We start from the raw sequence: 21,732 nt of genomic DNA, 5'->3' as shown, positions 1-21,732 counted from the left end.
ATTTGTTAATCCCGCCGGCCCGGCCGCGCCATCTCAACCTTTCGTTAACCCTAACGTCGGCGACCGTGCGCCGCCGCGTCGGCCGCCCCGGGGGAGGGCATCCGCTGGGCTTCGCCGACCGACGCCTATTGCACCGTGACGGCGGTGCCCTTGTGCGGCACGATCACCTGCACGCCGCTGCCGTCGAGGGCGGCGACGAAGCGGTCGGCGCTCGGGTCGACGATCGGGAAGGAGCCGTAGTGGCAGGGGATCACGGCCTTGGGCTGGAAGAAGCGCCTGACCGCGAGCGCCGCGGTGTCGGCCCCCATGGTGAAGCGGTCGCCGACCGGTACCATCAGCACGTCGGGGCGGTAGATCTCCTGGATCAGCGCCATGTCGCCGAAGATGTCGGTGTCGCCCATGTGGTAGACCGTCGGCTCACCCTCGGCGCGCACGATCACGCCGTTCGGGAGTCCCAGCGGCACCGTCACCCCGGCCTCGCTCATGCCAGCGGAGTGGTCGGCCCGCACCAGGCTGACCCGGAAACCCCCGACATCGACGGTGCCGCCGGTGTTCATCGGCTCGAACTGGGTCACGCCCTTCGAGGCCAGCCACATGCACAGGTCGTAGTTGGTGACCACCTTGGCGCCGGTCTCGGCGGCGATCTCGACCGTGTCGCCGACATGGTCGCCGTGGCCGTGGGTGATCAGGATGTGGGTCGCGCCCGCGGTCGCCGCCTTGCGGTCGCCCTCGAAGGCCGGGTTGCCGCTGAAGAACGGATCGATCAACACGTGAGCGGACCCGAAATCGAGGCGGAAGGCGGAATGGCCGAACCAGGTGATGCGCATCGGACGATCTCCGGGCGAGTGAGGCTTGATGGCGGGAAGCGGCGGCCGGCCGCCCCGACGCGGCGGCGGGGCGGGGCCGGCCCCGCCTACCTAATGCGCGGAGGCCGGCCGTGAACCGGGAGACGATCGCGGCCTTCGCGGCCGAGTCCCGCGGCGGCGCCCGCCTGCTTGGGCTCGACCTCGGCACCAAGACCATCGGGCTTGCCCTCTCGGACGTGCAGCGCCGGATCGCCTCGCCGCTCGAGACGATCAAGCGGGTGAAGTTCACCCCCGACGCCGCGGCGCTCTCGGCCATCGCGACGAAGCACGCGGTCGGCGGGCTGGTGGTCGGGCTGCCGCTCAACATGGACGGCAGCGAGGGCCCGCGGGTGCAGTCCACCCGGGCCTTCGTGCGCAACCTCAAGCCCATCCTGCCCCTGCCGGTGCTGTTCTGGGACGAGCGCCTGTCGACGGCGGCGGTCACCCGCACCCTGCTCGAAGCGGACGCCTCGCGGGCGCGCCGCGGCGAACTCGTCGACAAGCTCGCCGCCGCCTACATCCTGCAGGGCTGCCTCGACGTGCTGGACGGGCTGCGCGAGGGCGAGGACGAGGACGACGGGTCGGACCCGTGATCCGGGCCCGCCGGCAGGTGCGCGAGCCGCACCGCCGGCGAGGTCCAGATCAGGAGCGCCTGGAGCGCGAAGACCACGACCGCCAGGACGAGGCAGGCCTCCGCGCCGGACAGACCCCCGACCAGGGCGGCGAGCGCCGCGCCGACGGGCCGGGCCCCTTGCGTCATCACGCTGAGGCCCGAGACCCGGCCGAGAAGCGGGGCCGGCGTCACCGCCTGGCGCAGGGTCGTGGTGCTGATCACCCACAGGATCGGGCCGGCGCCGAGGAGAAAGAGGCCGAATCCGGCGAGGCCTGCGCTCGGCACCGGGATCGTCAGCGCCACCGCGGCGGAGGCCGACAGCCCCGCGAGCGGGCCGATGCCGACGACGCGGCCGAAGGGCAGGCGGCGCAGGATCGCGGGTGCGAGGAGCGCGCCCACCATCATGCCGAACCCGTAGAGCCCCAGGACCACCCCGATGCCGGCGGCGTCGAGCCGCAGGTGGCGCGCTGCGTAAGGCACGAACGCCGCGAGCAGCAGGAAGAACGCGGTGTTGAACACCACCTGCGTCGCGAGCACCGGCCGCAGCAGCGGATGACGGACCGCGAAGGCGGCGCCCTCGCGGATCTCGCGCCAGGGGTGGCGCCGGGCGACGGCCGGCCGCGGCGGCTCGGCGATCCTTGCGAGCGCGAGCGCCGCCGCGAGGGAGAGCGCCACCGCCACCGCGAAGGCCGGGCCTGCGCCGGTCCAGCCGACGAGCGCACCGCCGAGCGCCGGCCCGCCCGCGAAGGCGACCGTCCGGGCGAGCTCGATGCGGGCATTGGCGGCCCCAAGCGCGGCCGGCGGCACCAGCGCCGGCACCAGGGCGGGACCCGCGACGCTGAACACCACCGTGCCGCAGGCCGACAGGAAGCCGAGGCCGGCGAGAAGCGGCCAGCTCGCCTGGCCGAGGACCGCCAGGACCAGGATCGTCGCGAGGGCGGCGGCCCGCAGGAGTTCGGCCGTCGCCATCAGGCCGCGCCGCGGCAGCCGGTCGGCCAGCAGCCCCGCCGGAATCGCCGCGATCAGGAAGGGCAGGGTGAGCGCGGTTTGGAGCAGCCCCGCCTCGCCCTCCTGCGCCCCGAGCCCGAGCACCGCCACGATGGGGATCGCCGCGAGTGCGATCTGCTCGGCGGATTGCGCCGCGAGGTTGGCGGCGGCGAGGCGCGTGAAGGCGGGCGGCAGGGGGGTGTGGGGCAGGGGGGTGTGGGACATGGCGGGGGTGGTCCGGCGGGAGGTGGGCGGGACCGTGCCCGGGATCGGCCAGGGGCGGAAACCCGGTTCTTGCGGTGCAATCCCCGGTGGGAGCGGGGGACGCGACGCGTCGGGGACCGGCCCGGGTTTCCAGGGCGGCCCTGCCCATTCGGAGCGAGGAGGCCCGCCGCGCCCGTGCGGGGCAGGACGGTGCCTCCGCGCCGCCCTACTCGCCCGCCGCGCTCTTCTTCGCCGGCGCCTTCTTGGCGGCGGCCTTCGTCGCCGTGCTCTTGGTCGCCGTGCTCTTGGTCGCCGTGCTCTTGGTCGCCATGCTCTTGGCCGCCGTGCTCTTGGCCGCGGCCTTGCGGGCCGCCGGCTTGGCGGTGCCGGCCTCGCCCCCGGACGCGTCGGCCTCCGCCTTCGTCGCCTTGGCCTTCGCCGTCCTGGCGGGGGCCTTCCGCGCGCCCGCCTTCTTCTTCGTGCCGCCGCCGGCCTCGCGGCGCGCCGCGATCAGGCGCAGGGCCTCCTCGAGGGTCACCGCTTCGGCGTCGGCCCCCTTCGGCAGGGTCGCGTTGATCTCGCCGTCGGTGACGTAAGCGCCGTAGCGGCCGGCCTTGACGGTGACCGGCTTGCCGCTGTCCGGCGCGGTGCCGATCAGGCGGCCCGGATCCTGCGCCGGACGCCCGCCGCCCTGCTCCTTCTGGACGATCAGGTCGATGGCGCGGTTGGCGCCCACTTCCAGCACGTCGTCGTCCTTGCCGAGATTGGCGTAGGTCTTGCCGTGCTGCACGTAGGGCCCGTAGCGGCCGATATTGGCCAGGATCGGCTCGCCGGTCTCCGGGTGGCGCGCCACCTCGCGCGGCAGCGAGAGCAGCTTCAGGGCCTTCTCGAGATCGACCGCCGACGGCGACAGGCCCTTGGGCAGGGAGGAGCGCTTGGGCTTCTCCGCCCCCTTCTCGGCCGAAGCCTCGCCGAGCTGCAGGAACGGGCCGAAGCGGCCGTCGCGCAGCGTCACCGGCAGGCCGGTCTCGGGATCGTCGCCGAGCACCCGCACGCCGGGCTGGCCGCCCTCGCCGGCCCCCTCGCCGTCGCCGTCGAGGCCGGTGGCGTTGAGCTGGCGGGTGTACTTGCACTCCGGATAGTTCGAGCAGCCGACGAAGGCGCCGAACTTGCCGAGCTTGAGCGAGAGCTGGCCGCCCGCGCAGTTCGGGCAGGCGCGCGGGTTCGCGCCGTCGGCCTTGGCCGGGAAGATGTGCTCGGCGAGCAGCCCGTTGAGCGCCTCCAGCACTTCCGTCGTGCGCAGCTCCTTGGTGCCGGCGATCGCCGCGGAGAAGTCGCGCCAGAAATCGCGGAGCACCGCGCGCCAGTCGATCTCGGCGTTCGAGACCCGGTCGAGCTGCGACTCGAGGTCGGCGGTGAAGTCGTACTCGACGTAGCGGCGGAAGAAGCTCTCGAGGAAGCCGGTGACGATCCGGCCCTTGTCCTCCGGCACCAGGCGCTTCTTGTCGATCTTGACGTATTCGCGGTCGCGCAGGACCTGCAGCACGGCGGCGTAGGTCGAGGGCCGGCCGATGCCGAGCTCCTCCATCCGCTTGACCAGGCTCGCCTCGGAGTAGCGCGGCGGCGGCTCGGTGAAGTGCTGGGTCGCGGCGATGCGCTCGCGGGTCAGCGCGTCGCCGGTGGACATCGGCGGCAGGCGGCGGGACTCCTCGTCCTCCTCGTCGTCCTTGCCCTCCTGGTAGAGGGTGAGGAAGCCGTCGAACTTCACCACCTGGCCGGTCGCGCGCAGGTCGATGCGGCGCGGGCCGACCTGGGCGGCGATCTCGACCGTGGTGCGCTCGAGTTCCGCCGATTCCATCTGGCTCGCCACAGTGCGGGTCCAGATCAGCTCGTAGAGCTTGGCCTGCTCGGGCTCGAGGTAGCGCGCGACGTCCTTCGGCAGCCGGCCGAGATCGGTCGGGCGCACCGCCTCGTGGGCTTCCTGGGCGTTCTTGGCCTTGACGCTGTACTTGCGGGGCGCGCCCGGCACGTAGGCGTCGCCGTACTCGGCGCCGATCACCTGGCGCGCCTGGGCGACCGCCTCCGGCGCCATGTCGACGCCGTCGGTCCGCATGTAGGTGATGAGGCCGACGGTCTCGCCGCCGATCTCGATGCCCTCGTAGAGCCGCTGGGCCACCCGCATGGTCTGGGCCGGGGCGAGGCCGAGCTTGCGCGAGGCCTCCTGCTGCAGCGTCGAGGTGGTGAAGGGCGGCTGGGGATGGCGCTTGGCGGGCTTCGCCTCCACCGAGGCGACCGTGAAGGTCGCGAGCTCCAGGTCGCGCCGGAAGGCCTCCGCCTCCTCCGCATTGCCGACGTCGAGGCGCTGGATCCGCTTGCCGTCGGCGCCGACGAGGCGGGCCTCGAACACCGCGCCCTTCGCGGTCTTCAGCGTCGCGACGATCGACCAGTATTCGCGCGGCTTGAAGGTCTCGATCTCGCGCTCGCGGTCGCAGACGAGGCGGAGCGCCACCGACTGCACCCGGCCGGCCGAGCGGGCGCCGGGCAGCTTGCGCCACAGGACCGGCGAGAGGTTGAAGCCGACGAGGTAATCGAGCGCGCGCCGCGCCAGGTAGGCGTCGACGAGGGCCTGGTCGATCGCCCGCGGCTGGGCCATCGCGGTCGCGACCGCGTCCTTGGTGATCGCGTTGAAGGTGACGCGCTCGACGGGGATGTCCTTGAGCACCTTCTTGGCGTGCAGCGCCTCCAGCACGTGCCAGGAGATCGCCTCGCCCTCGCGATCCGGGTCGGTCGCCAGGATCAGTTTGTCGGCGCCCTTCATGGCCTTCGCGATCTCGGCGACGCGCTTGGCCCCGCGATCCTCCAGCTCCCACAGCATGTGGAAGTCCTGCTCGGGATCGACCGAGCCGTCCTTCGCCGGAAGATCCCGGATATGCCCGAACGAGGCCAGCACCTCGTAGTCGCTGCCGAGGTATTTATTGATCGTCTTGGCTTTGGCCGGCGACTCGACGACGACGACTTTCATGGACGGGCTGCCTCTTCGAAGAGCACACCGCGGCAGATCGGGCTTCAACTTGTGCGGGGCGGCCGGCGCGGGTTGTCGCGCGGCGAAGCGGACAAGTGGGTGATGACGCGGCGGTTGTCAAATACCGAGGACCGGTGCAAGCCATCCTTGCGGCCCGCTTCCGCGGCTCCTATAGCCCTCGGCTCAGGATGAGCACCCAGGCACCCCCCGGCTTCCCGCACCGCCACCTCCTCGGCATCGAGGGCCTCTCGCCCCTCGACATCGGGGCGCTCCTCGACCGTGCCGACGAGGCCGTCGAGATCAGCCGCCAGGTCGAGAAGAAGCGCACGACGCTGCGCGGGCGCACCCAGATCAACCTGTTCTTCGAGCCCTCGACCCGGACCCAGTCCTCGTTCGAGCTGGCCGGCAAGCGCCTCGGCGCCGACGTGATGAACATGTCGGTCGCCTCCTCGTCGGTGAAGAAGGGCGAGACCCTGATCGACACCGCGGCAACCCTCAACGCGATGCGCCCCGACATCATCGTGGTGCGCCACCACCAGGCCGGCGCGGTGCACCTGCTCGCCCGCAAGGTCGATTGCGCGGTGGTCAATGCCGGCGACGGCGCCCACGAGCACCCGACCCAGGCGCTGCTGGACGCGCTCACCATCCGCCGCAACAAGGGCCGGATCGAGGGGCTCCAGGTCGCGATCTGCGGCGACGTCCTGCACTCGCGGGTGGCGCGCTCGAACATCATCCTGCTCCAGGCGCTCGGCGCCCGGGTGCGGGTGATCGGCCCCTCGACCCTGCTGCCGCCGGGCCTGCCCCGCTTCGGCGTCGAGGTCTTCACCGACATGCGCAAGGGGCTCGCGGGCGTCGACATCGTCATGATGCTGCGGCTCCAGCGCGAGCGGATGAACGGCTCCTTCGTGCCGTCGGTGAAGGAGTATTTTCGCTATTTCGGCCTCGACGGCGACAAGCTGAGCCACGCCAAGGCCGACGCGCTCGTGATGCATCCGGGCCCGATGAACCGCGGCGTCGAGATCTCGTCCGAGGTGGCCGACGGCGCGCAGTCGCTGATCCGGGAGCAGGTCGAGATGGGGGTCGCGGTGCGGATGGCGGTGCTGGAGGCGCTGGCGACGCACCTGCCGAACGCGTAACTGATTTGGCGTGAGATTAGGGAAGGGCGCCACGGCCTGAACCCTCCCCCCTCTGCGGGGGAGGGTGGCGAACGGAGTGAGCCGGGAGAGGGGCAGCGCGACGCTGATCCAGGGAGCGCCCGTCACCACGGTCGCGACATATCCGGATGCGGCGTCCCCTCTCCCGCCCCACTCCGTGGGGCACCCTCCCCCGCAGAGGGGGGAGGGGGCGGGGCGGCGAGATTGAGGAGGGGTGGGTGGAGCAGGAGAAGCGAAACCCGGTGTCCGGGCGCCTCAGGAATTTCGCCAAGGACCAGCGTTCCCTCCTCACCCGCGCCGAAGCTCTGTTCTGGAGCCAGGTCCGCGCCGGCCGCCTCTCCGGGCATAAATTTAAACGGCAGGTCCCCATCACCCCGTACATCGTCGATTTCCTCTGCCCGTCCGCCCGGCTGATCGTCGAACTGGACGGCGAGCCGCACGAGACAGCCGAGCGCCGCAAGCGCGACGCGGCCCGGGATGCCTGGCTTCGTGGCCAGGCCTTCGAGATGATGCGCTTCTCGAACGACGCGTTCCTCGGCAACCCCCAACTCGCGCTCGACGCCGTACTCGCCGCGGTCGAGCGCCGGATCACTACGTCTCAGCCGAACGCAGACCGCCTCGCATGACCACACTCCTCCTGACCAACGCCCACCTGATCGACCCCGCCACCGGCCGCGAGGGCCCGGGCGCGGTGCTCGTCCGAGAGGGCCGGATCGCCGACATTCACTGGGGCACCCCCGCCGCCCTGCCCGAGGGCGCCGAGGTCATCGACTGCGCCGGGCAGGTGCTCACCGCCGGCCTCGTGGATCTTCGCGCCTTCGTGGGCGAGCCGGGCGCCGAGCACCGCGAGACGCTCGCGAGCGCGAGCGCCGCGGCCGCCGCCGGCGGCGTCACCACGCTCGTGTGCATGCCCGACACCAACCCGCCGATCGACGAGCCGGCGATCGTCGACTTCGTGCTGCGGCGGGCGCGCGACACCGCCGGCACCCACGTGCTGCCGGCCGCCGCGATCACCAAGGGGCTGGCCGGCCAGGTGATGACCGAGTTCGGCCTGCTCACCGAGGCCGGCGCCGTCGCCTTCACGGACGGGCTGAAGGCCGTCACCAACGCCCAGGTGATGCGCAGGGCGCTCACCTACGCCCGCGACTTCGGCGTGCTCCTGATGCAGCACGTCGAGGAGCCGACGCTCGTCGGCGACGGGGTGATGAACGAGGGCGAGATGGCCTCGCGGCTCGGCCTGCACGGCATCCCGCGGGAGGCCGAGACGATCCTGCTCGAGCGCGACATCCGCCTCGTGCGCCTGACCGGCGGGCGCTACCACGCCGCCATGATCTCGTGCGCCGACTCGGTCGAGATCGTGCGGCGAGCCAAGGACGCGGGCCTGCCCGTCACCTGCGGCGTCTCGGTCAACAACCTGGTGCTGAACGAGAACGACATCGGCCACTACCGCACCTTCTGCAAGCTCTCGCCGCCGCTGCGCACGGAAGCCGACCGCCAGGCCGTGGTGGCCGCGCTCAACGAGGGCGTGATCGACGTGATCGTCTCCGATCACAACCCGCAGGACGTCGAGACCAAGCGCCTGCCCTTCGCCGAGGCCGCCGACGGGGCGCTCGGCATCGAGACCCTGCTCGCGGCGGCGCTCCGGCTGGTCCATGCCGGCGACATCGCCCTGCCGCGGCTCCTCGCCGCCCTCTCGGCGGCACCCTCGCGGGTCCTCGGCCGCGAGACCGGGCGCCTCGGCGCCGGCGCGCCCGCCGATCTCGTTCTGATCGACCCGGACGCTCCTTACGTCCTCGACAAGCGGCAGCTGAAGTCGCGCTCGAAGAACTCGCCCTTCGACGAGGCGCGGCTGCAGGGACAGGCCTCCCTCACCCTGGTCGCCGGCCGCATCGTCCACCGTATCGAGGAGACGCGCCGATGACGCCGGACTGGACGCAGGTCGGTCTTACCCAGGTCGCCCTCGGTCTCGGCCTCGGCTACCTCTTCGGCGCGATTCCCTTCGGGCTGATCCTGACGCGACTCGCCGGCCTCGGCGACGTGCGGGCGATCGGCTCAGGCAACATCGGCGCCACCAACGTGCTGCGCACCGGCCGAAAAGGTCTGGCGGCCGCGACGCTGCTCGGCGACGCGCTGAAGGGCACCGCCGCCGTGCTCGTCGCCGGCCGCCTCGGCGGGCAGGAGGCGGCTTTGGCCGCCGGCCTCGGCGCCTTCCTCGGCCACCTCTTCCCGGTCTGGCTCGGCTTCAAGGGCGGCAAGGGGGTGGCCACCTTCATCGGCGTGCTGCTCGGCCTGTTCCCGCTCGGGGTGCCGGTCTTCGCCGTGATCTGGCTCGGCCTCGCATTCCTGCTGCGCTACTCCTCGGCCTCGGCGCTGGCGGCGTCGGCCGCCACCCCGGTCGCCCTGTGGGCCTTCGGGCAATCGCACCTCGCGGTGCTGTTCTGCATCCTCGCCCTGCTGCTATGGTGGAAGCACGCGCCCAATATCCGTCGCCTCGCGGCGGGGACCGAGGGGCGCATCGGGCAGAAGGGCTGAAGGTCTGACATAGGCCCTCACCCAGGGTTCGGCGAACCTGCGAGGGGAGAGGGCCTTGCTCTTAAGCGACGCGCAGCGGCTCGACTGGCTCCGGCTGATCCGCTCGGAGGGCGTCGGCCCGCGCACCTTCCGGGGATTGGTGAACCGCTTCGGCGGCGCCGGCGCCGCGCTCAAGGCCCTGCCGGACCTCGCCAAGGCCCGGGGAAAGCCGATCCGGGTGACCACGAAGGCCGAGGCCGAGCGCGAGATCGCGGCCGCCGCCCGCCTCGGCGCCCGCTTCGTGGCGATGGACGAGCCGGATTACCCCCTGCCGCTCCAGGCCACCGCCGACGCACCGCCGATGATCGCCTTGCGCGGCGAGGCCGCCTGCCTGAAGCGCCCCGCCGTCGCCATCGTCGGCTCGCGCAACGCGTCGGCCGCCGGCCTCACCTTCACCGAGCGCCTGTCGCACGCGCTCGGCCACGAGGGGCTGGTGATCGTCTCGGGGCTCGCGCGCGGCATCGACGCCCGGGCGCACAAGGCGGCGCTCCAGGCCGGCACCGTCGCGGTGCTGGCCGGCGGGCACGACCGGATCTACCCGTCCGAGCACGAGGAACTGGTCGCGCGCATCCTCGAGTCCGGCGGCGCGGTCGTCGCCGAGATGCCGATGGGCTGGGAGCCGCGGGGCCGCGACTTCCCGCGCCGCAACCGCATCATCTCGGGGCTGTCCCTCGGCACCGTCGTGGTCGAGGCGGCGCGCCGCTCCGGCTCGCTCATCACCGCCCGCTTCGCCCTGGAGCAGGGCCGCGAGGTCTTCGCGGTGCCGGGCTCGCCCCTCGACCCCCGGGCCGAGGGCACCAACGACCTCATCCGCGACGGCGCCACCCTCTGCGCCGCGCCCGAGCACGTGATGGCGGTGCTCGCGCCGCTGATCGGCGGGCCGGGCCCGGAGACCGGGGCCGAGGACGCGGCGGACGGACCCGAGCCGGCCCTGTACTGGGACGAGATCGACTTCTCCGCCGAAGCAGTCACCGCCATGGCGGCCGAGCCGGCGCAGCGACCCCTCGATGAGGCTTCGCCGACGTCGGTGCGCCAGGACGACCGGGCGATCCTGCTCGAGCTCCTCGGCCTGTCGCCGGTGCCGGTCGATGCCCTGGCGCGGCAGGCCGGGCTGTCGGCCCGGGTGGTCCAGGGCTTGTTGATGGAATTGGAACTCGACGGGAAGATCTGGCGGCATCCAGGTGGGGCGGTGTCGCTGCGGTGAGAGGCGCTGACGAGGTTACGCCACGATTTTCGTTGGCGTTTCAGAATAGCGCGCTTCCCCTCTCCCGTGTGGGAGAGGGGCTAGGGGTGAGGGTGCACGGTTTCCGCAATGATCATGGACCGTCGAGCTGCCAGCACAACGGTCCGGGCTTTATACGGAAGCGCGCCACCCTCGCGCGATCTCCGATCGCCCCTACCCCTCTCCCACGCGGGAGAGGGGATCCCGCGACTTCCTGGTTTCGCGGAAATTCTATGACATTTTCTCGCCCCGGTGCATCGCCTCGACCTCCGCCGTGAAGCGACCGTCCGGCCCGTGCAGCACCAGGGCCGGCGCCAGGGTGAAGGGCGCCCGGCTGCCGCGCATGCCGGCCACCAGCACCCGGATCGCCGCCGCGTCCGCTCGCGGCTGGACCGGCGTGACCTGGAGCGCGCCGAACCGGCCCGCCAGGGCATCGAGGCAGGAGGGGAGGGCGTCGGCCCGGTGGATCAGCACCAGCCGTCCCCCGGGGCGCAGGAGGTCCGAGGCGGTGCGCAGCCAGGCCTCCAGCCCTCCGGGCTGCGAGAAGCCGTGCGCTGCGGCCCTGGTCGGCACCGGCGAGGCGCGGTGGCGGCCGGGCTCGAAGAACGGCGGGTTGGTGACGACGAGGTCGACCGAGTCGGGCAGGAGACCGGCGGACCGCCGCTCGCGCCCCGGCGCCGTCACGTCGGCCTCGATCACCCGGGCCCGGCCGGACAGCCCGTTCGCCTCGGCGTTGAGGCGGGCCAGCGCCGCGGCCTCCGGATCGCGCTCGACCAGCATCACGCGCGCCTCCGGGCAGGCCAGCGCGACCGCGAGCCCGACCGCGCCGGTCCCGGCACCGAGGTCGCACACCGTCTCGCCGGCCTGCGCGCCGGCGCGGGCGGCGAGCAGCACCGCGTCGGTGCCGGCCCGGTGGGCGCCCCGCGGCGGCTGACGGAGCGCCAGGCGCCCGCCGAGCCAGGATTCGGGCCGAGGGAGGGGAGCCTCAGCGGTGATGGGCATCGCGCAACTCGTGGGCGAGGCCGGCATCGACGAGGATGCGCCGGGCCTGCCGGGCATGGTCCTCCGGCACCAGCAACCGGCGCGGGAAGGCACCGATCATCCCCTCCATCACGCTGATGTGGTTGTCGGCGACCAGCACCGGGATCTCGGCACCGGCGAGAAGGGATTCCGCGAAGCCGATCAGGACGAGATCGTTGGTGCGGATCAGCTCGATCATCGGGTGCGCGCGGTCCTTCCGTCGGATCGCGGCGGCCATACCACACCTCGGCGCCGCTTGCGCCGCATCCCCGCATCCCCGCACCGCCGGCCGGCCTTGCGGCAGCTTGCGTGTTGCCGCCGGGGGCGCTCGCGTGCCAAAGGGGGCGGGACTAGAACGGGAGCCCCGCGGTCCGGGGCGGCTCTGAGGAGATCGCGCGGGCGTGGGCGTCGTACTTCCCCTTCAGGACAGACCCTCCGATCCGGAGGCCAGCCTCGACGCCCTGGTGGGGCTGGTGGCCGGCGGGATGGAGCGCGTCAACGCGATGATCCTGTCGCGCACCGGCTCCGACGTGACGATGATCCCGGAGGTCGCCAACCACCTGATCTCCTCGGGCGGCAAGCGCCTGCGCCCGATCCTGACGCTCGCCACCGCCTCCCTCAGCGGCTACGACCCCGCGAGGGGCGAGGATGCCGACGGCGACGTCAAGCTCGCCGCCAGCGTCGAGTTCATGCACACGGCGACGCTGCTGCACGACGACGTCGTCGACGAGAGCGACATGCGCCGCGGCAAGGTCGCGGCGCGGATCAAGTGGGGCAACGAGGCCAGCGTCCTCGTCGGCGACTTCCTGCTCGGCCAGGCCTTCAAGATGATGGTCGAGGTCGGCTCGCTGCGCGCCCTCGACATCCTGTCCTCGGCCGCCTCGGTGATCGCCGAGGGCGAGGTGATGCAGCTCACCGCCGCCCGCTCGACCGAGACCAGCGAGGACGAGTACCTCGCGGTGATCCGGGCGAAGACCGCCGAATTGTTCGCCGCCGCCTGCGAGGTCGGGCCGGTGCTCGCCCAGCGGCCGACGCCCGAGATCGCCGCCTGCCGCAGCTACGGCATGAATCTCGGCATCGCGTTCCAGCTCGTCGACGACGCCCTCGATTACGGCGGCACCAGCGCCGATCTCGGCAAGAACGTCGGCGACGATTTTCGCGAGGGCAAGATCACCCTGCCGGTGGTGCTGTCGTTCCGCCGCGGCAGCGAGGAGGAGCGTGCGTTCTGGCGCCGCACGCTGGAGCGCCAGGAGATCGAGGAGCCCCGCGACCTCGACGACGCGATCGCGATCATGCGCCGCCACCGCGCCCTCGAGGACACGATCGAGCGCGCCCGCCACTACGGCGCCATGGCCAAGGACGCGCTGGCCCTGTTCCCGCACTCGCCGATGAAGCAGGCGCTGCTGGAAGCGGTCGATTTCTGCATCGCGCGGGCGCGGTAGGAGGCCGGGGCCGGGTCGGTCCCGCTCGAGCCGCGTCGACCACCTCCCTCGTCCATCCCGGATTCCCACCTGCGGCGGCCTCCGGGACGACGGAGAGTGATGGAAGCGAGCCGCCCCTACCGCAGCAGCGTCGCGCGCACCCACCAGCCCGGCTGCGCCGCCGCGATCGCCCGCGCGGCCCGCACCGCCGACGAGCGGTGGCCGAACAGCCCGAACACCGTGGCGCCCGATCCCGACATGCGCGCCAGGCGGCAATCCGGCTGGTCGCGCAAGGACGCCAGCGTATCGCCGATCACTGGCGCGACCGTGAGGGCCGGGGCCTCGAGGTCGTTGCGGGCCGGGGCGATGCGGGCGATCAGGGCGTCGAGGCCGCCGTCGCCGGCGATGTCCGGATGCGCCTCCGCCGCGCGGGGATGAGCCTCGCCGACCTTCAACCCGAGGGCGCGGAAGACCGGCGCCGTCTCGACCGGCACGCCGGGATTGATCAGCACCGCCGGCACCGGCGGCAAGGGGAGGGCGGGTCCCACGGCCTCCCCGGCGCCGCGCATCATCCGGGCCCGCGGATCGAGGCAGACCGGTACGTCGGCGCCGGTGCGGCGGGCCGCCGCCATCAGGGCCGGGTGGTCGGGACGAAGGCCGTTGAGCCGGCCGAGCAGCCGCAGGGCCGCCGCGGCATCCGACGAGCCGCCGCCGATCCCCGCCGCCACCGGCAGGCGCTTCACCAGCGAGAAGCGCCCGAGCGTCAGCCCGGGGACCTCCGCGGCGAGGTGGCGGGCGGCCCGCATCACCAGGTTGTCGTCGGTCGGGCCCGCCGGACCGGCGGTCGGGCCGGTGACCGCGAGGTCGAGCGACGGCCCGGGCTCCAGCGTCAGCAGGTCGCCCGCGCTCGCGCCCGCGAAGACCACCAGGCTCTCCAGGGCGTGGTAGCCGTCGCCGGGACGGCGGCCGAGGACGTGCAGGGTCAGGTTGATCTTGGCGGGCGCGCGGGTCGCGAGGGGTGGCACGGTCACGTCTCTCGAACGGGCAAGCTCAGATACGGCAAGCTCAAACACGGAACGGGGCGCGGGGCCTGTCCGGCACCGCGCCCGCGATGGTCTCTCGACGATCGGATGGGTGGGGGCGTCAGCCCCCGCTCTTCGTCTCCGTGCCCATCGCCGGCGGCTCGGTCGGGGCCGGGGCGCCCTTCGGCATCTCGGGCTGCGGCGCGGGCTGGCTGTCGGCGGTGGCGGCGGGCTTCTCCAGCTCCGGCAACCCGTCCTTCAGCTTCGCCTCGATCTTGGTCAGGTCCTCCGGCTCGGGGTTCAGGTCCTTGGCGTGCTGCCACTGGAACTTGCCCTCGAGCCGCCGGCCGGCGCGCCAGTAGGCGTCGCCGAGGTGGTCGTTGATCGTCGGGTCGCCGGGCTTGAGCTCGATCGCCTTCTCGAGCTCGCGCACCGCGTCGTCCCAGCGGCCGAGGCGGTAATAGGCCCAGCCCAGGCTGTCGATGATCATGCCGTCGCGCGGCTGCAGGTCGACCGCCTGCTTGAGCATGCGGAACGCCTCGTCGATGTTCTGGTTCTGGTCGACCCAGGAATAGGCGAGGTAGTTCAGCACCTGGGCGCGGCCGTTCGGCTGCGTCGCCGGCACCAGCTCGAGCGCCTTCTTCAGGTCGGCCTCGGCCTTCGGCCACTCCTTGGCCCGCTCGAACGACGTGCCGCGGAAGTAGTACAGTGTCCAGTAATTGCGCGCCGGCTGGTCGCCGATCAGGTCTATCGCCTTGGTGTAGGTCTGGGTCGACTCGATGTACTTCTTGCGCGAGCGCTGGACGTTGCCGAGCGCCGAGATCACGTCGATGTCGTTGGGATAGGTCTTGGCGACCTGGTCGAGATGGGCGATCGCCTCGTCGCCCTTGCCCATCTGCTCGAGGTTGAGCCCGATCTGGATGTCGGCGTTGAGCTTGAGCGGGGAATTCGCCGGCATGCGGGCGAAGACCTCGTTCGCCCGCTCGGGCGCCTTCATCCGCTCCAGCGTGTCGGCGAGGGTCAGCAGCGCCAGCGAGTGCTCGGGGGCGAGGTGGAGGGCAAGCCGCAGGTACACCACCGCCGGCAGCTCGTCGCCCTGCGAGGTCCCGGCAGAGCCGAGGCCGTACAGGACTTCCGCCGCGCCCTCCTGCGCCGAGTTGATCAGCGGCGTGAGCGGCTTGCCGGCCTTCAGCTTGTCGAGGGCGTCGCGCACGATCGGGTGGCGCGGCAGGACGTTGTCGAATTCCTGGTAGGCCGCCACCGCGAGGTCGGGCCGGCCGGACTCGGCCTCGAACCGGCCGTAGGCGTCGACGATGCGCAGGGTGTTGCGGTCGGAATCGTAGGCCGATTTCAGCCGGCGCTCGGCCTCGACCTTGTCGCCGACCAGGGCCGCGATCAGGCCGGCATGGTAGTCGCGGAAGACGTTGTAATAGCGCTCGCCCTTGAGCTTGTTGATCGTCTCGAGCGCCTTCTTGCCCTCGCCGGCCCCGGCGAAGGACCAGGCGGTCAGCAGCGTCGAGGTCAGGTCGGCGGCCGCGCCCTTGCCGCCGCGCTGCAGGTTCTGGCGCGCCGCCGCGTATTGCTTGGCCTTGATCTTCTGCACGCCCAGCGCGAGCTGGGCGAGGCCGTTGGCCCCGTCCCGCGCCGTCAGCCGCTCGGCGGCCCGGAACGCCTCCGGCAGCGAGCCGTCGGCGAGCAGCGCCACGAAGGAGCGCTCGAGGAGTTCCGCGTTGCGGGGATCCCCCTTGACCGCCTCGCGGTAGAAGGTGGCGGCGGCGGCCGTGTCGCGGGAGGCGCCCGCGATGTAGGCGGCGAGGAAGTTGCCTTCCAGCGAATCGGCCGGCTCGTAGGATTGCGGGCTCGCGACCTCCCGCACCGGCAGCCGCGCCGCGAGGGCCGGCGCCGTCGAGGCGGCGAGGAGGAGGGCCAGCGCGGCGAGCGCGCCACCGCGGCGGGGGGCGGGGATTCGGGTCTTGAGCACCAAACTCGTGGCTCCGTGGTCGCGCCGGCCGCGGCGCCGGCACGCGAAATCGGCGCGACATTGGACCCTGCGCGGGGCAGCGGCAAGACCAAACGGCGGCGGCGATGTGTCGGGGGCCGCCGTCCGCGCCGTCGGGCCGCCCGGCAGAGCGGACGCGCAACCCGTCGTGAGGCCGCCCGGTTTCCGGGTTGTAAGACCAATATTAAGCAATCGTCGCGTCAGATGCGCCAGGCCGCACAAGTCGTCCATCAGAGTCGCCGGACATGTCGCTTCGCAGACAAATATTTCTCATCCTGGGTTCGATAGGTTGCCTCTTTCTTGGGCTGACTGCCCTGCAAGTGATCGAGGCATGGAGCCGGGCCGATATCATGCGGCGTGTGGCGGAGGCCAACCGGGTGACTGATGCGCTCGCCGCCGCCGCGTCGTCGCTCGCGGCCGAGCGGGGGCTGACGAATGGCTGGCTCGCCAAGCCGCCGGCCGCCCCGGAGCAGGCGGCCCTGACGCGCCTGCGCGAGGAGGGCGACCGCCATCTCGGCGCCGCGCTGGCGGATCTGCGCGCCGACGACGCAGTGTCGCGGGCCGCCGCCGCCCTCGATGAGGCCAGGCGCGATCTCGCAGCCCTGCGCGGTCGGGTCGACCGGGTACTCTCCGGCACGTCCGATCCCGACCTCGCCGCGGCCTGGTTCCCGGCCGCGACCGGCGTGATCACCCGCGAGCAAACCTTGTTCGACGCGGTGCGGGCCGGCATCGCCGGCGCCGTGCCGGGCCCCCTCCATCACGGCCTCGACATCAAGCGGGCGCTCTGGGATGCGGGCGAGTATGCGGGCCGCGAGCGCGGACGGCTCAACGTCGCGATCGCCGGGCGCCAGGCGCTGCCCGTCGAGCAGGTCCGGGCGCTGTCCTCCCTCGCCGGGCGCGTCGAGGCGGCGCTCGCCCAGGCCCGCGCCTCCGAGGCCGCCCTCGGGCCGGAATTCCGGGACGCTCTCGCCGCGGCGGGCCGCCGCGTCGAGGCGTTCGAGGCCACCCGCGCGGCGGTCGTCCGGGCCGGCTCCGCGCGCGAGCCCTATCCCGTAGCCGCCGAGGAGTGGTTCCGGCAGGCGAGCGAGGTCATCGCCGGCATCGGCCAGGCCCGCGCGGCCGCCACCGCCTCGCTCGGCGCGATCGTGGCGGCTGAGAGCCGGGCGAGCGAGACCTGGCTCCTCGCCTCGCTGGCGATCCTGGCCGGCGCCTGCGCGGCGGTCGGCGGCGGCGCGCTCCTGCTGGTGCGCGGCGTGACCGGGCCGCTCGCCCGGATGATCGAGGCGATGCGCCGCCTCACCGCCGGCGATCTCGCCGTTCCGGTGCCTGCCGCTTCGTCGCGCAGCGAGATCGGCGCGATGGCCGCCGCGATGGTCCAGCTGCGCGACGGGCTCGCCCGCGCCGCCGCCCTGGAGGAGGAGGCGGCTCTGGCGCGCGCCGGGGCCGAGGCGCAGCGCCGCGCGGCCCTGCGCGAGCTCGCCGACCGGTTCGAGGGCTCGGTCGGCGGCGTCCTCGCCGCGGTGACCGCCGCGGCCTCCGAGATGGAGGCCACCGCCCGCGGCATGTCCGAGATCGCCGGCCGCACCGCCGACCAGAGCACCGGGGTCGCCGCCGCCGCCGAGGAGGCCTCCTCGAACGTCGCCACCGTCGCGGCGGCCGCGGGCCAGCTCGGCGCCTCGGTGCACGAGATCGGGCGCCGGGTCGGGTCCTCGGCCGAGATGGCCCGGGCCGCCGCCGACGCCGCCGCCGCGACCGCCCGCCTCGTCCACGAGCTGCGCCAGGGCGCGGCGCGGATCGGCGACGTGCTGGGGCTGATCTCCTCGATCGCCGACCAGACCAACCTGCTCGCGCTGAACGCCACCATCGAGGCGGCGCGGGCGGGCGCCGCGGGGCGGGGCTTCGCGGTGGTGGCCGCCGAGGTCAAGGCGCTCGCCGGCCAGACCGGCCGCGCCACGGCCGAGATCGCCGACCAGATCGCCCGCATCCAGGGCTCGACCGAGCAGGCGGTCGCGGCGATCGGCGGCATCGCCGGCCAGATCGGCGAGATCAGCTCGGCCTCGACCGCCATCGCGGCGGCGGTGGAGGAGCAGGGGGCCGCCACGCAGGAGATCGTCCGCACCATCGCGGAGGCCGCCAAGGGCACCGGCGAGGTGACGGGCAACATCGTCCGGGTCGCCGGGGCCGCCGACGAGACCGGGGCGGCGGCGAGCCAGGTGCTGTCGGCGGCAAGCGAGCTGTCGCGCCAGTCCGAGCACCTGCGCGGGGAGGTGGGGCGCTTCCTCACCACCGTCAGGGCGGCGTGAGGGAGGAGAACGCCCGTTCCCGCGCCGCCCGTCAGAACAGGCTGTACTGGCCGCCCACCCGCACCGGCACCGCGAACAGGTCGGCCCGCAGCCGCAGCCTCTCCGCCGGATAGCCGAGCCGGGTCATCGCCGCGCGCATCCGCCGGTCGAGGAGATCCGCGTAGGGGCCGGTCCCGGTGAAGCGCCGGCCGTAGGCGGCGTCGTAGACCTTGCCGCCGCGGCTCTGGGCGAGCAGCGAGAAGGTGCGTCTGGCCCGGTCGGGATAATGCTCGGCGAACCAGTCGCGCATCAGGTCGGCGAGTTCGTGCGGCAGGCGCAGGAGCACGCCGCCGGCCTCGCTCGCTCCCGCGTCGCGGGCGCGTGCCAGGATCGCTTCGATCTCGTGATCGTTGAGGCCCGGGATCAGGGGCGCCACCAGCACCATCACGGGCACGCCGGCCTCGGCGAGCGCCCGGATCGCCCGGAGGCGCTTCTCGGGCCGGGGCGCGCGCGGCTCCATCCGGCGGGCGAGGTCGGGATCGAGGGTGGTGACGGAGAGCGCGACCTTCACCAGCCCCTCCGCGGCCATCGGTGCCAGGATGTCGAGGTCGCGCAGCACGAGGTCGGACTTGGTGACGAGGCCGACCGGGTGGCGGAAGCGGGCGAGCACCTCCAGCACTCCCCGCGTCAGGCGGTAGCGCCGCTCGATCGGCTGGTAGGGGTCGGTCGCGGTGCCGAGGGCGATGGTGCGCGGGGCGTAGCCGCGGGCCGAGAGCTCCCGCTCGAGCAGGGAGGCCGCGTCGGGCTTGGCGAAGAGCTTCGTCTCGAAGTCGAGCCCCGGCGACAGGCCGGCATAGGCGTGGTTCGGCCGGGCGAAGCAGTAGACGCAGCCGTGCTCGCAGCCGCGATACGGGTTGATCGAGCGGTCGAAGCCGATATCGGGCGAATCGTTGCGGGTGATGATGGTGCGCGCCCGCTCCAGCGTCACCTCGGTGCGCAGCGGCGGCAGGTCGTCCGCCCGGACTTCCCGGGAGTCCTCTTGGTCTTCCCCGATGTCCTCCTGGCGCTCCCAGCCGTCCGAGAAGGCCTCGCGCTGCGCGGCCTCGAACCGGCCGGTCGGGTTGGCGGTGGCGCCGCGCCCGCGGCGGGTCCGCGCCGCCGGGGTCGATCCGGCGAGGCGGCGCCCCGTCTCACGCCCGCATCCCGAATCCATGCACGCCTCCGCCGACATAGCGGCCGAGCTTCGAACAAAACAGGAACAAACGCAAGGGCACGTGAAAATGCCGACGATCGAGGCAGGACGGGCCGCCCCCCATGAGTTATGGCGCGATCATGTTCACGGCTGCCATCCATCTCCCCGGCGCGATCGATCCGGATCGCATCGACGCCCTCGCCGACACCCTCGCGGCCCTGGTGGCCGGCGTGGCGGCGGGCGTGGTGGGCGATGCGGTGATCGCGGCAGAGCGTCCGGACGACCCGGAGGTCGCCACCATGGCGGAGAGCACCGGGGCGGCCCTGGTGGCGCGGGGATCCAATCCGTGGATCGCGGCGGCCGGGCCGGCGCGACGGCCCTGGATGCTGTGCCTGGAGGCCGGGGACGTGCCGGCGGAGGGGTGGATCCGGGTGCTCGACCGGTTCGGCGCCACCGCCTCCCCGGACGCGGTCGGCCGGCTGCGCCGCCCGCACGCCCCCCTGTTCGAGCGGATCGCCGGCCGGCGCGAGGCGCTGACCGGGACGCGCCGGGTGCGGGCCGGCGACCTCGTGCGGGTCGAGGCCGTGCGGGCGGGCCTGCCGCTCAGGGCCCGCCTGCCGGTCAGGCCCCTGCGGGCCGCGCTGCTGCGGGGTTAGCCGCTCCCCGCTTCAGGTGCTCGTCGAGGCGCGGCATGATCTCGACGAAGTTGCAGGGCCGGTGCCGGTAGTCGAGCTGGGCGGCCAGGATGCCGTCCCAGGCGTCGCGGCAGGCGCCGGGCGAGCCCGGCAGCACGAAGACGTAGGTGGCGCTCACCACCCCGGCGGTCGCCCGCGACTGCAGCGTCGAGGTGCCGATCTTGTCGTAGGAGATGCGGTGGAAGATGGCGGAGAACCCGTCCATCCGCTTCTCGAACAAGGGCTCCAGCGCCTCCGGCGTGACGTCGCGGCCGGTGAAGCCGGTGCCGCCGGTGGTGATGACGACGTCCACCCCCGGATCGCCGGCCCAGGCGCGCACCTGCGCGCGGATCGCCTCGACCTCGTCGGGCACGATCGCCCGGGCGGCGAGGCGGTGGCCCGCCTGCCCCAGCCGCTCGGCCAGGGTGTCGCCGGAGCGGTCGTCGGCGAGGGTGCGGGTGTCCGAGACGGTGAGCACCGCGATCGAGAGCGGCACGAAATCCCGGGCAAGGTCGAGGCCGGCCATCAGAGCTGGGAGGCCCGGAAGGTGTCGCAGGACTGGGTCTGGCCGCTGCGGTAGCCGGTCTGGAACCAGCGCATGCGCTGGGCCGAGGAGCCGTGGGTGAAGGAATCCGGCACGACGTAGCCCTGGCTCTGCTTCTGGAGCTTGTCGTCGCCGATGGCGCTCGCCGCCTGCATCGCCTCCTCGATGTCGCCGGGCTCGAGCGAATTGAAGCGGTCGTTCGAGTTCTTGGCCCAGACGCCGGCGAGGCAATCGGCCATCAGTTCGACGCGGACCGAGAGGGCGTTCGATTCGCGCTCGCCGACCTGCTGCTGCTTGCGCTGGACCTTGGGCAGGATGCCGAGCACGTCCTGGACGTGGTGGCCGACCTCGTGGGCGATGACGTAGGCGTAGGCGAAATCGCCCTTCACGTTGAACTTCTGCTCCATCTCCTTGAAGAAGGTCGTGTCGAGGTAGACCTTCTTGTCGAGCGGGCAGTAGAACGGGCCCATCGCGGCCCGGGCCTGGCCGCAGCCGCTGCGGGTGCCGCCGGTATAGAGCACCATCGTGGTCGGGGTGTATTGCCGCCCGGTCTGGTTCGGCAGAACCTGGTTCCACACGTCCTCGGTGTTGCCGAGGATCGCGGCGGCGAACTTGCCGGTCTGGTCGGCGGGAGCGCCGGTGCGCCGGTCGGGCTGCGGCCGGCCCTGCTGCTGCTCCTGCGGCGCGCGCTGGCGCGTCACCGTCTCGGCGCCGCCGATCAGGATCGCCGGGTTGATGCCGGTGACCCAGCCGATGATGCACAGGATCACGATGGTGCCGATGCCCAGGCCGCCGGCGCCGCCTCCGGGGAAGCCGAACCCGCCGCCACCGCCGCCTTCGCCGCGACGGTCCTCGACGTTGTCGGAGGTGCGAAAATCTTCCCAGCGCATGGTCAGCTACCCGTTGGCCCGTGAACCTTGGCCGCGACGGCTACGCGGCGCAGGCGTGAGGCTCAAGAGT

19 protein-coding genes are annotated in these 21,732 nt (G+C 72.9%); 9 read left to right on the top strand and 10 right to left on the bottom strand.

Annotated features, from left to right (window positions below):
• Positions 1-125: 125 nt before the first annotated feature.
• Entirely contained in the window at positions 126-827 is a 702-nt protein-coding gene (locus DK419_RS18350) for a metal-dependent hydrolase (RefSeq protein ID WP_109960365.1), read from the bottom strand.
• Positions 828-937: 110 nt separating this feature from the next.
• Between DK419_RS18350 and ruvX the strand changes: the two genes are divergently transcribed.
• Positions 938-1,438 carry a Holliday junction resolvase RuvX gene (gene ruvX / locus DK419_RS18345; protein ID WP_109960364.1) on the top strand — a complete coding sequence of 167 codons (501 nt, stop codon included), beginning with the start codon at positions 938-940 and terminating at the stop codon, positions 1,436-1,438.
• Here ruvX and DK419_RS18340 read toward each other — a convergent pair.
• Positions 1,360-2,670 (bottom strand): MFS transporter, encoded by a 1,311-nt coding sequence (locus DK419_RS18340; RefSeq protein WP_109960363.1) that lies wholly within the window; start codon positions 2,668-2,670, stop codon positions 1,360-1,362. The genes ruvX and DK419_RS18340 overlap by 79 nt on opposite strands.
• Before the next feature lie 205 nt (positions 2,671-2,875).
• Positions 2,876-5,671 carry a type I DNA topoisomerase gene (gene topA, locus DK419_RS18335; RefSeq protein WP_109960362.1) on the bottom strand — a complete coding sequence of 932 codons (2,796 nt, stop codon included), beginning with the start codon at positions 5,669-5,671 and terminating at the stop codon, positions 2,876-2,878.
• 188 nt (positions 5,672-5,859) lie between these two features.
• On the opposite strand from topA, the gene DK419_RS18330 reads away from it, so the two are divergent.
• From DK419_RS18330 to dprA, 5 genes are all read left to right on the top strand, one after another.
• Complete coding sequence (locus tag DK419_RS18330) at positions 5,860-6,807, top strand: aspartate carbamoyltransferase catalytic subunit (RefSeq protein WP_109960361.1); 948 nt, start codon at positions 5,860-5,862, stop codon at positions 6,805-6,807.
• Between the two features lie 236 nt (positions 6,808-7,043).
• Entirely contained in the window at positions 7,044-7,451 is a 408-nt protein-coding gene (locus tag DK419_RS18325; protein WP_245442523.1) for an endonuclease domain-containing protein, read from the top strand.
• Positions 7,448-8,746: a dihydroorotase gene (locus DK419_RS18320; protein ID WP_109960359.1), complete on the top strand. Its 1,299-nt coding sequence runs from the start codon at positions 7,448-7,450 to the stop codon at positions 8,744-8,746. Before DK419_RS18325 ends, DK419_RS18320 begins: the two co-directional genes overlap by 4 nt.
• Entirely contained in the window at positions 8,743-9,357 is a 615-nt protein-coding gene (plsY, locus tag DK419_RS18315) for a glycerol-3-phosphate 1-O-acyltransferase PlsY (protein WP_109960358.1), read from the top strand. Before DK419_RS18320 ends, plsY begins: the two co-directional genes overlap by 4 nt.
• A 55-nt stretch (positions 9,358-9,412) precedes the next feature.
• Positions 9,413-10,600: a DNA-processing protein DprA gene (dprA, locus tag DK419_RS18310; protein WP_109960357.1), complete on the top strand. Its 1,188-nt coding sequence runs from the start codon at positions 9,413-9,415 to the stop codon at positions 10,598-10,600.
• A 249-nt stretch (positions 10,601-10,849) separates the two neighbouring features.
• On the opposite strand, the gene DK419_RS18305 is transcribed toward dprA, so the two are convergent.
• Complete coding sequence (locus tag DK419_RS18305) at positions 10,850-11,620, bottom strand: tRNA1(Val) (adenine(37)-N6)-methyltransferase (protein ID WP_109960356.1); 771 nt, start codon at positions 11,618-11,620, stop codon at positions 10,850-10,852.
• The gene (locus DK419_RS18300) at positions 11,604-11,837 is read right to left on the bottom strand and encodes a putative signal transducing protein (RefSeq protein WP_109962374.1); all 234 of its coding nucleotides are present in this window, start codon (positions 11,835-11,837) and stop codon (positions 11,604-11,606) included. Before DK419_RS18300 ends, DK419_RS18305 begins: the two co-directional genes overlap by 17 nt.
• A 202-nt stretch (positions 11,838-12,039) precedes the next feature.
• Here DK419_RS18300 and DK419_RS18295 point away from each other — a divergent pair, with 202 nt between their 5' ends.
• Positions 12,040-13,080, top strand: a complete 1,041-nt coding sequence (locus DK419_RS18295; RefSeq protein ID WP_109960355.1) for a polyprenyl synthetase family protein — start codon at positions 12,040-12,042, stop codon at positions 13,078-13,080.
• 116 nt (positions 13,081-13,196) lie between these two features.
• On the opposite strand, the gene DK419_RS18290 is transcribed toward DK419_RS18295, so the two are convergent.
• On the bottom strand, positions 13,197-14,084 hold the full coding sequence (locus DK419_RS18290) for a 4-(cytidine 5'-diphospho)-2-C-methyl-D-erythritol kinase (protein WP_109962373.1): 888 nt from the start codon (positions 14,082-14,084) through the stop codon (positions 13,197-13,199).
• Positions 14,085-14,202: 118 nt separating this feature from the next.
• Positions 14,203-16,062, bottom strand: coding sequence for a tetratricopeptide repeat protein (locus DK419_RS18285; protein ID WP_208642215.1), 1,860 nt, complete (start codon positions 16,060-16,062; stop codon positions 14,203-14,205).
• A gap of 395 nt (positions 16,063-16,457) precedes the next feature.
• Between DK419_RS18285 and DK419_RS28745 the strand changes: the two genes are divergently transcribed.
• The gene (locus DK419_RS28745) at positions 16,458-18,383 is read left to right on the top strand and encodes a methyl-accepting chemotaxis protein (protein ID WP_208642214.1); all 1,926 of its coding nucleotides are present in this window, start codon (positions 16,458-16,460) and stop codon (positions 18,381-18,383) included.
• 31 nt (positions 18,384-18,414) lie between these two features.
• On the opposite strand, the gene DK419_RS18275 is transcribed toward DK419_RS28745, so the two are convergent.
• A complete protein-coding gene (locus DK419_RS18275; RefSeq protein ID WP_208642213.1) occupies positions 18,415-19,575 on the bottom strand; it encodes a PA0069 family radical SAM protein in 1,161 nt (386 codons plus the stop codon).
• A gap of 119 nt (positions 19,576-19,694) precedes the next feature.
• On the opposite strand from DK419_RS18275, the gene DK419_RS18270 reads away from it, so the two are divergent.
• Positions 19,695-20,210, top strand: coding sequence for a hypothetical protein (locus tag DK419_RS18270; protein WP_109960353.1), 516 nt, complete (start codon positions 19,695-19,697; stop codon positions 20,208-20,210).
• Here DK419_RS18270 and moaB read toward each other — a convergent pair.
• Positions 20,176-20,754, bottom strand: coding sequence for a molybdenum cofactor biosynthesis protein B (gene moaB / locus DK419_RS18265; RefSeq protein ID WP_109960352.1), 579 nt, complete (start codon positions 20,752-20,754; stop codon positions 20,176-20,178). The genes DK419_RS18270 and moaB overlap by 35 nt on opposite strands.
• Entirely contained in the window at positions 20,754-21,662 is a 909-nt protein-coding gene (gene ypfJ / locus DK419_RS18260; protein WP_109960351.1) for a KPN_02809 family neutral zinc metallopeptidase, read from the bottom strand. The genes moaB and ypfJ overlap by 1 nt, the downstream gene beginning before the upstream one ends.
• Between the last annotated feature and the right edge of the window lie 70 nt (positions 21,663-21,732).

Source organism: Methylobacterium terrae (assembly GCF_003173755.1).
GTDB lineage: Bacteria > Pseudomonadota > Alphaproteobacteria > Rhizobiales > Beijerinckiaceae > Methylobacterium > Methylobacterium terrae.
Note: the sequence above shows the minus strand (reverse complement) of the source record. Positions and strands in the feature narration are given on the sequence as shown.

Bases quoted from the DNA above. Each gene is read 5' to 3' on its own strand.
- DK419_RS18350 (WP_109960365.1), bottom strand. From the start codon at position 827: ATGCGCATCACCTGGTTCGGCCATTCCGCCTTCCGCCTCGATTTCGGG.
- DK419_RS18340 (WP_109960363.1), bottom strand. From the start codon at position 2,670: ATGTCCCACACCCCCCTGCCCCACACCCCCCTGCCGCCCGCCTTCACG.
- topA (WP_109960362.1), bottom strand. From the start codon at position 5,671: ATGAAAGTCGTCGTCGTCGAGTCGCCGGCCAAAGCCAAGACGATCAAT.
- DK419_RS18330 (WP_109960361.1), top strand. From the start codon at position 5,860: ATGAGCACCCAGGCACCCCCCGGCTTCCCGCACCGCCACCTCCTCGGC.
- DK419_RS18320 (WP_109960359.1), top strand. From the start codon at position 7,448: ATGACCACACTCCTCCTGACCAACGCCCACCTGATCGACCCCGCCACC.
- plsY (WP_109960358.1), top strand. From the start codon at position 8,743: ATGACGCCGGACTGGACGCAGGTCGGTCTTACCCAGGTCGCCCTCGGT.
- DK419_RS18305 (WP_109960356.1), bottom strand. From the start codon at position 11,620: ATGCCCATCACCGCTGAGGCTCCCCTCCCTCGGCCCGAATCCTGGCTC.
- DK419_RS18300 (WP_109962374.1), bottom strand. From the start codon at position 11,837: ATGATCGAGCTGATCCGCACCAACGATCTCGTCCTGATCGGCTTCGCG.
- DK419_RS18275 (WP_208642213.1), bottom strand. From the start codon at position 19,575: ATGGATTCGGGATGCGGGCGTGAGACGGGGCGCCGCCTCGCCGGATCG.
- DK419_RS18270 (WP_109960353.1), top strand. From the start codon at position 19,695: ATGTTCACGGCTGCCATCCATCTCCCCGGCGCGATCGATCCGGATCGC.
- moaB (WP_109960352.1), bottom strand. From the start codon at position 20,754: ATGGCCGGCCTCGACCTTGCCCGGGATTTCGTGCCGCTCTCGATCGCG.
- ypfJ (WP_109960351.1), bottom strand. From the start codon at position 21,662: ATGCGCTGGGAAGATTTTCGCACCTCCGACAACGTCGAGGACCGTCGC.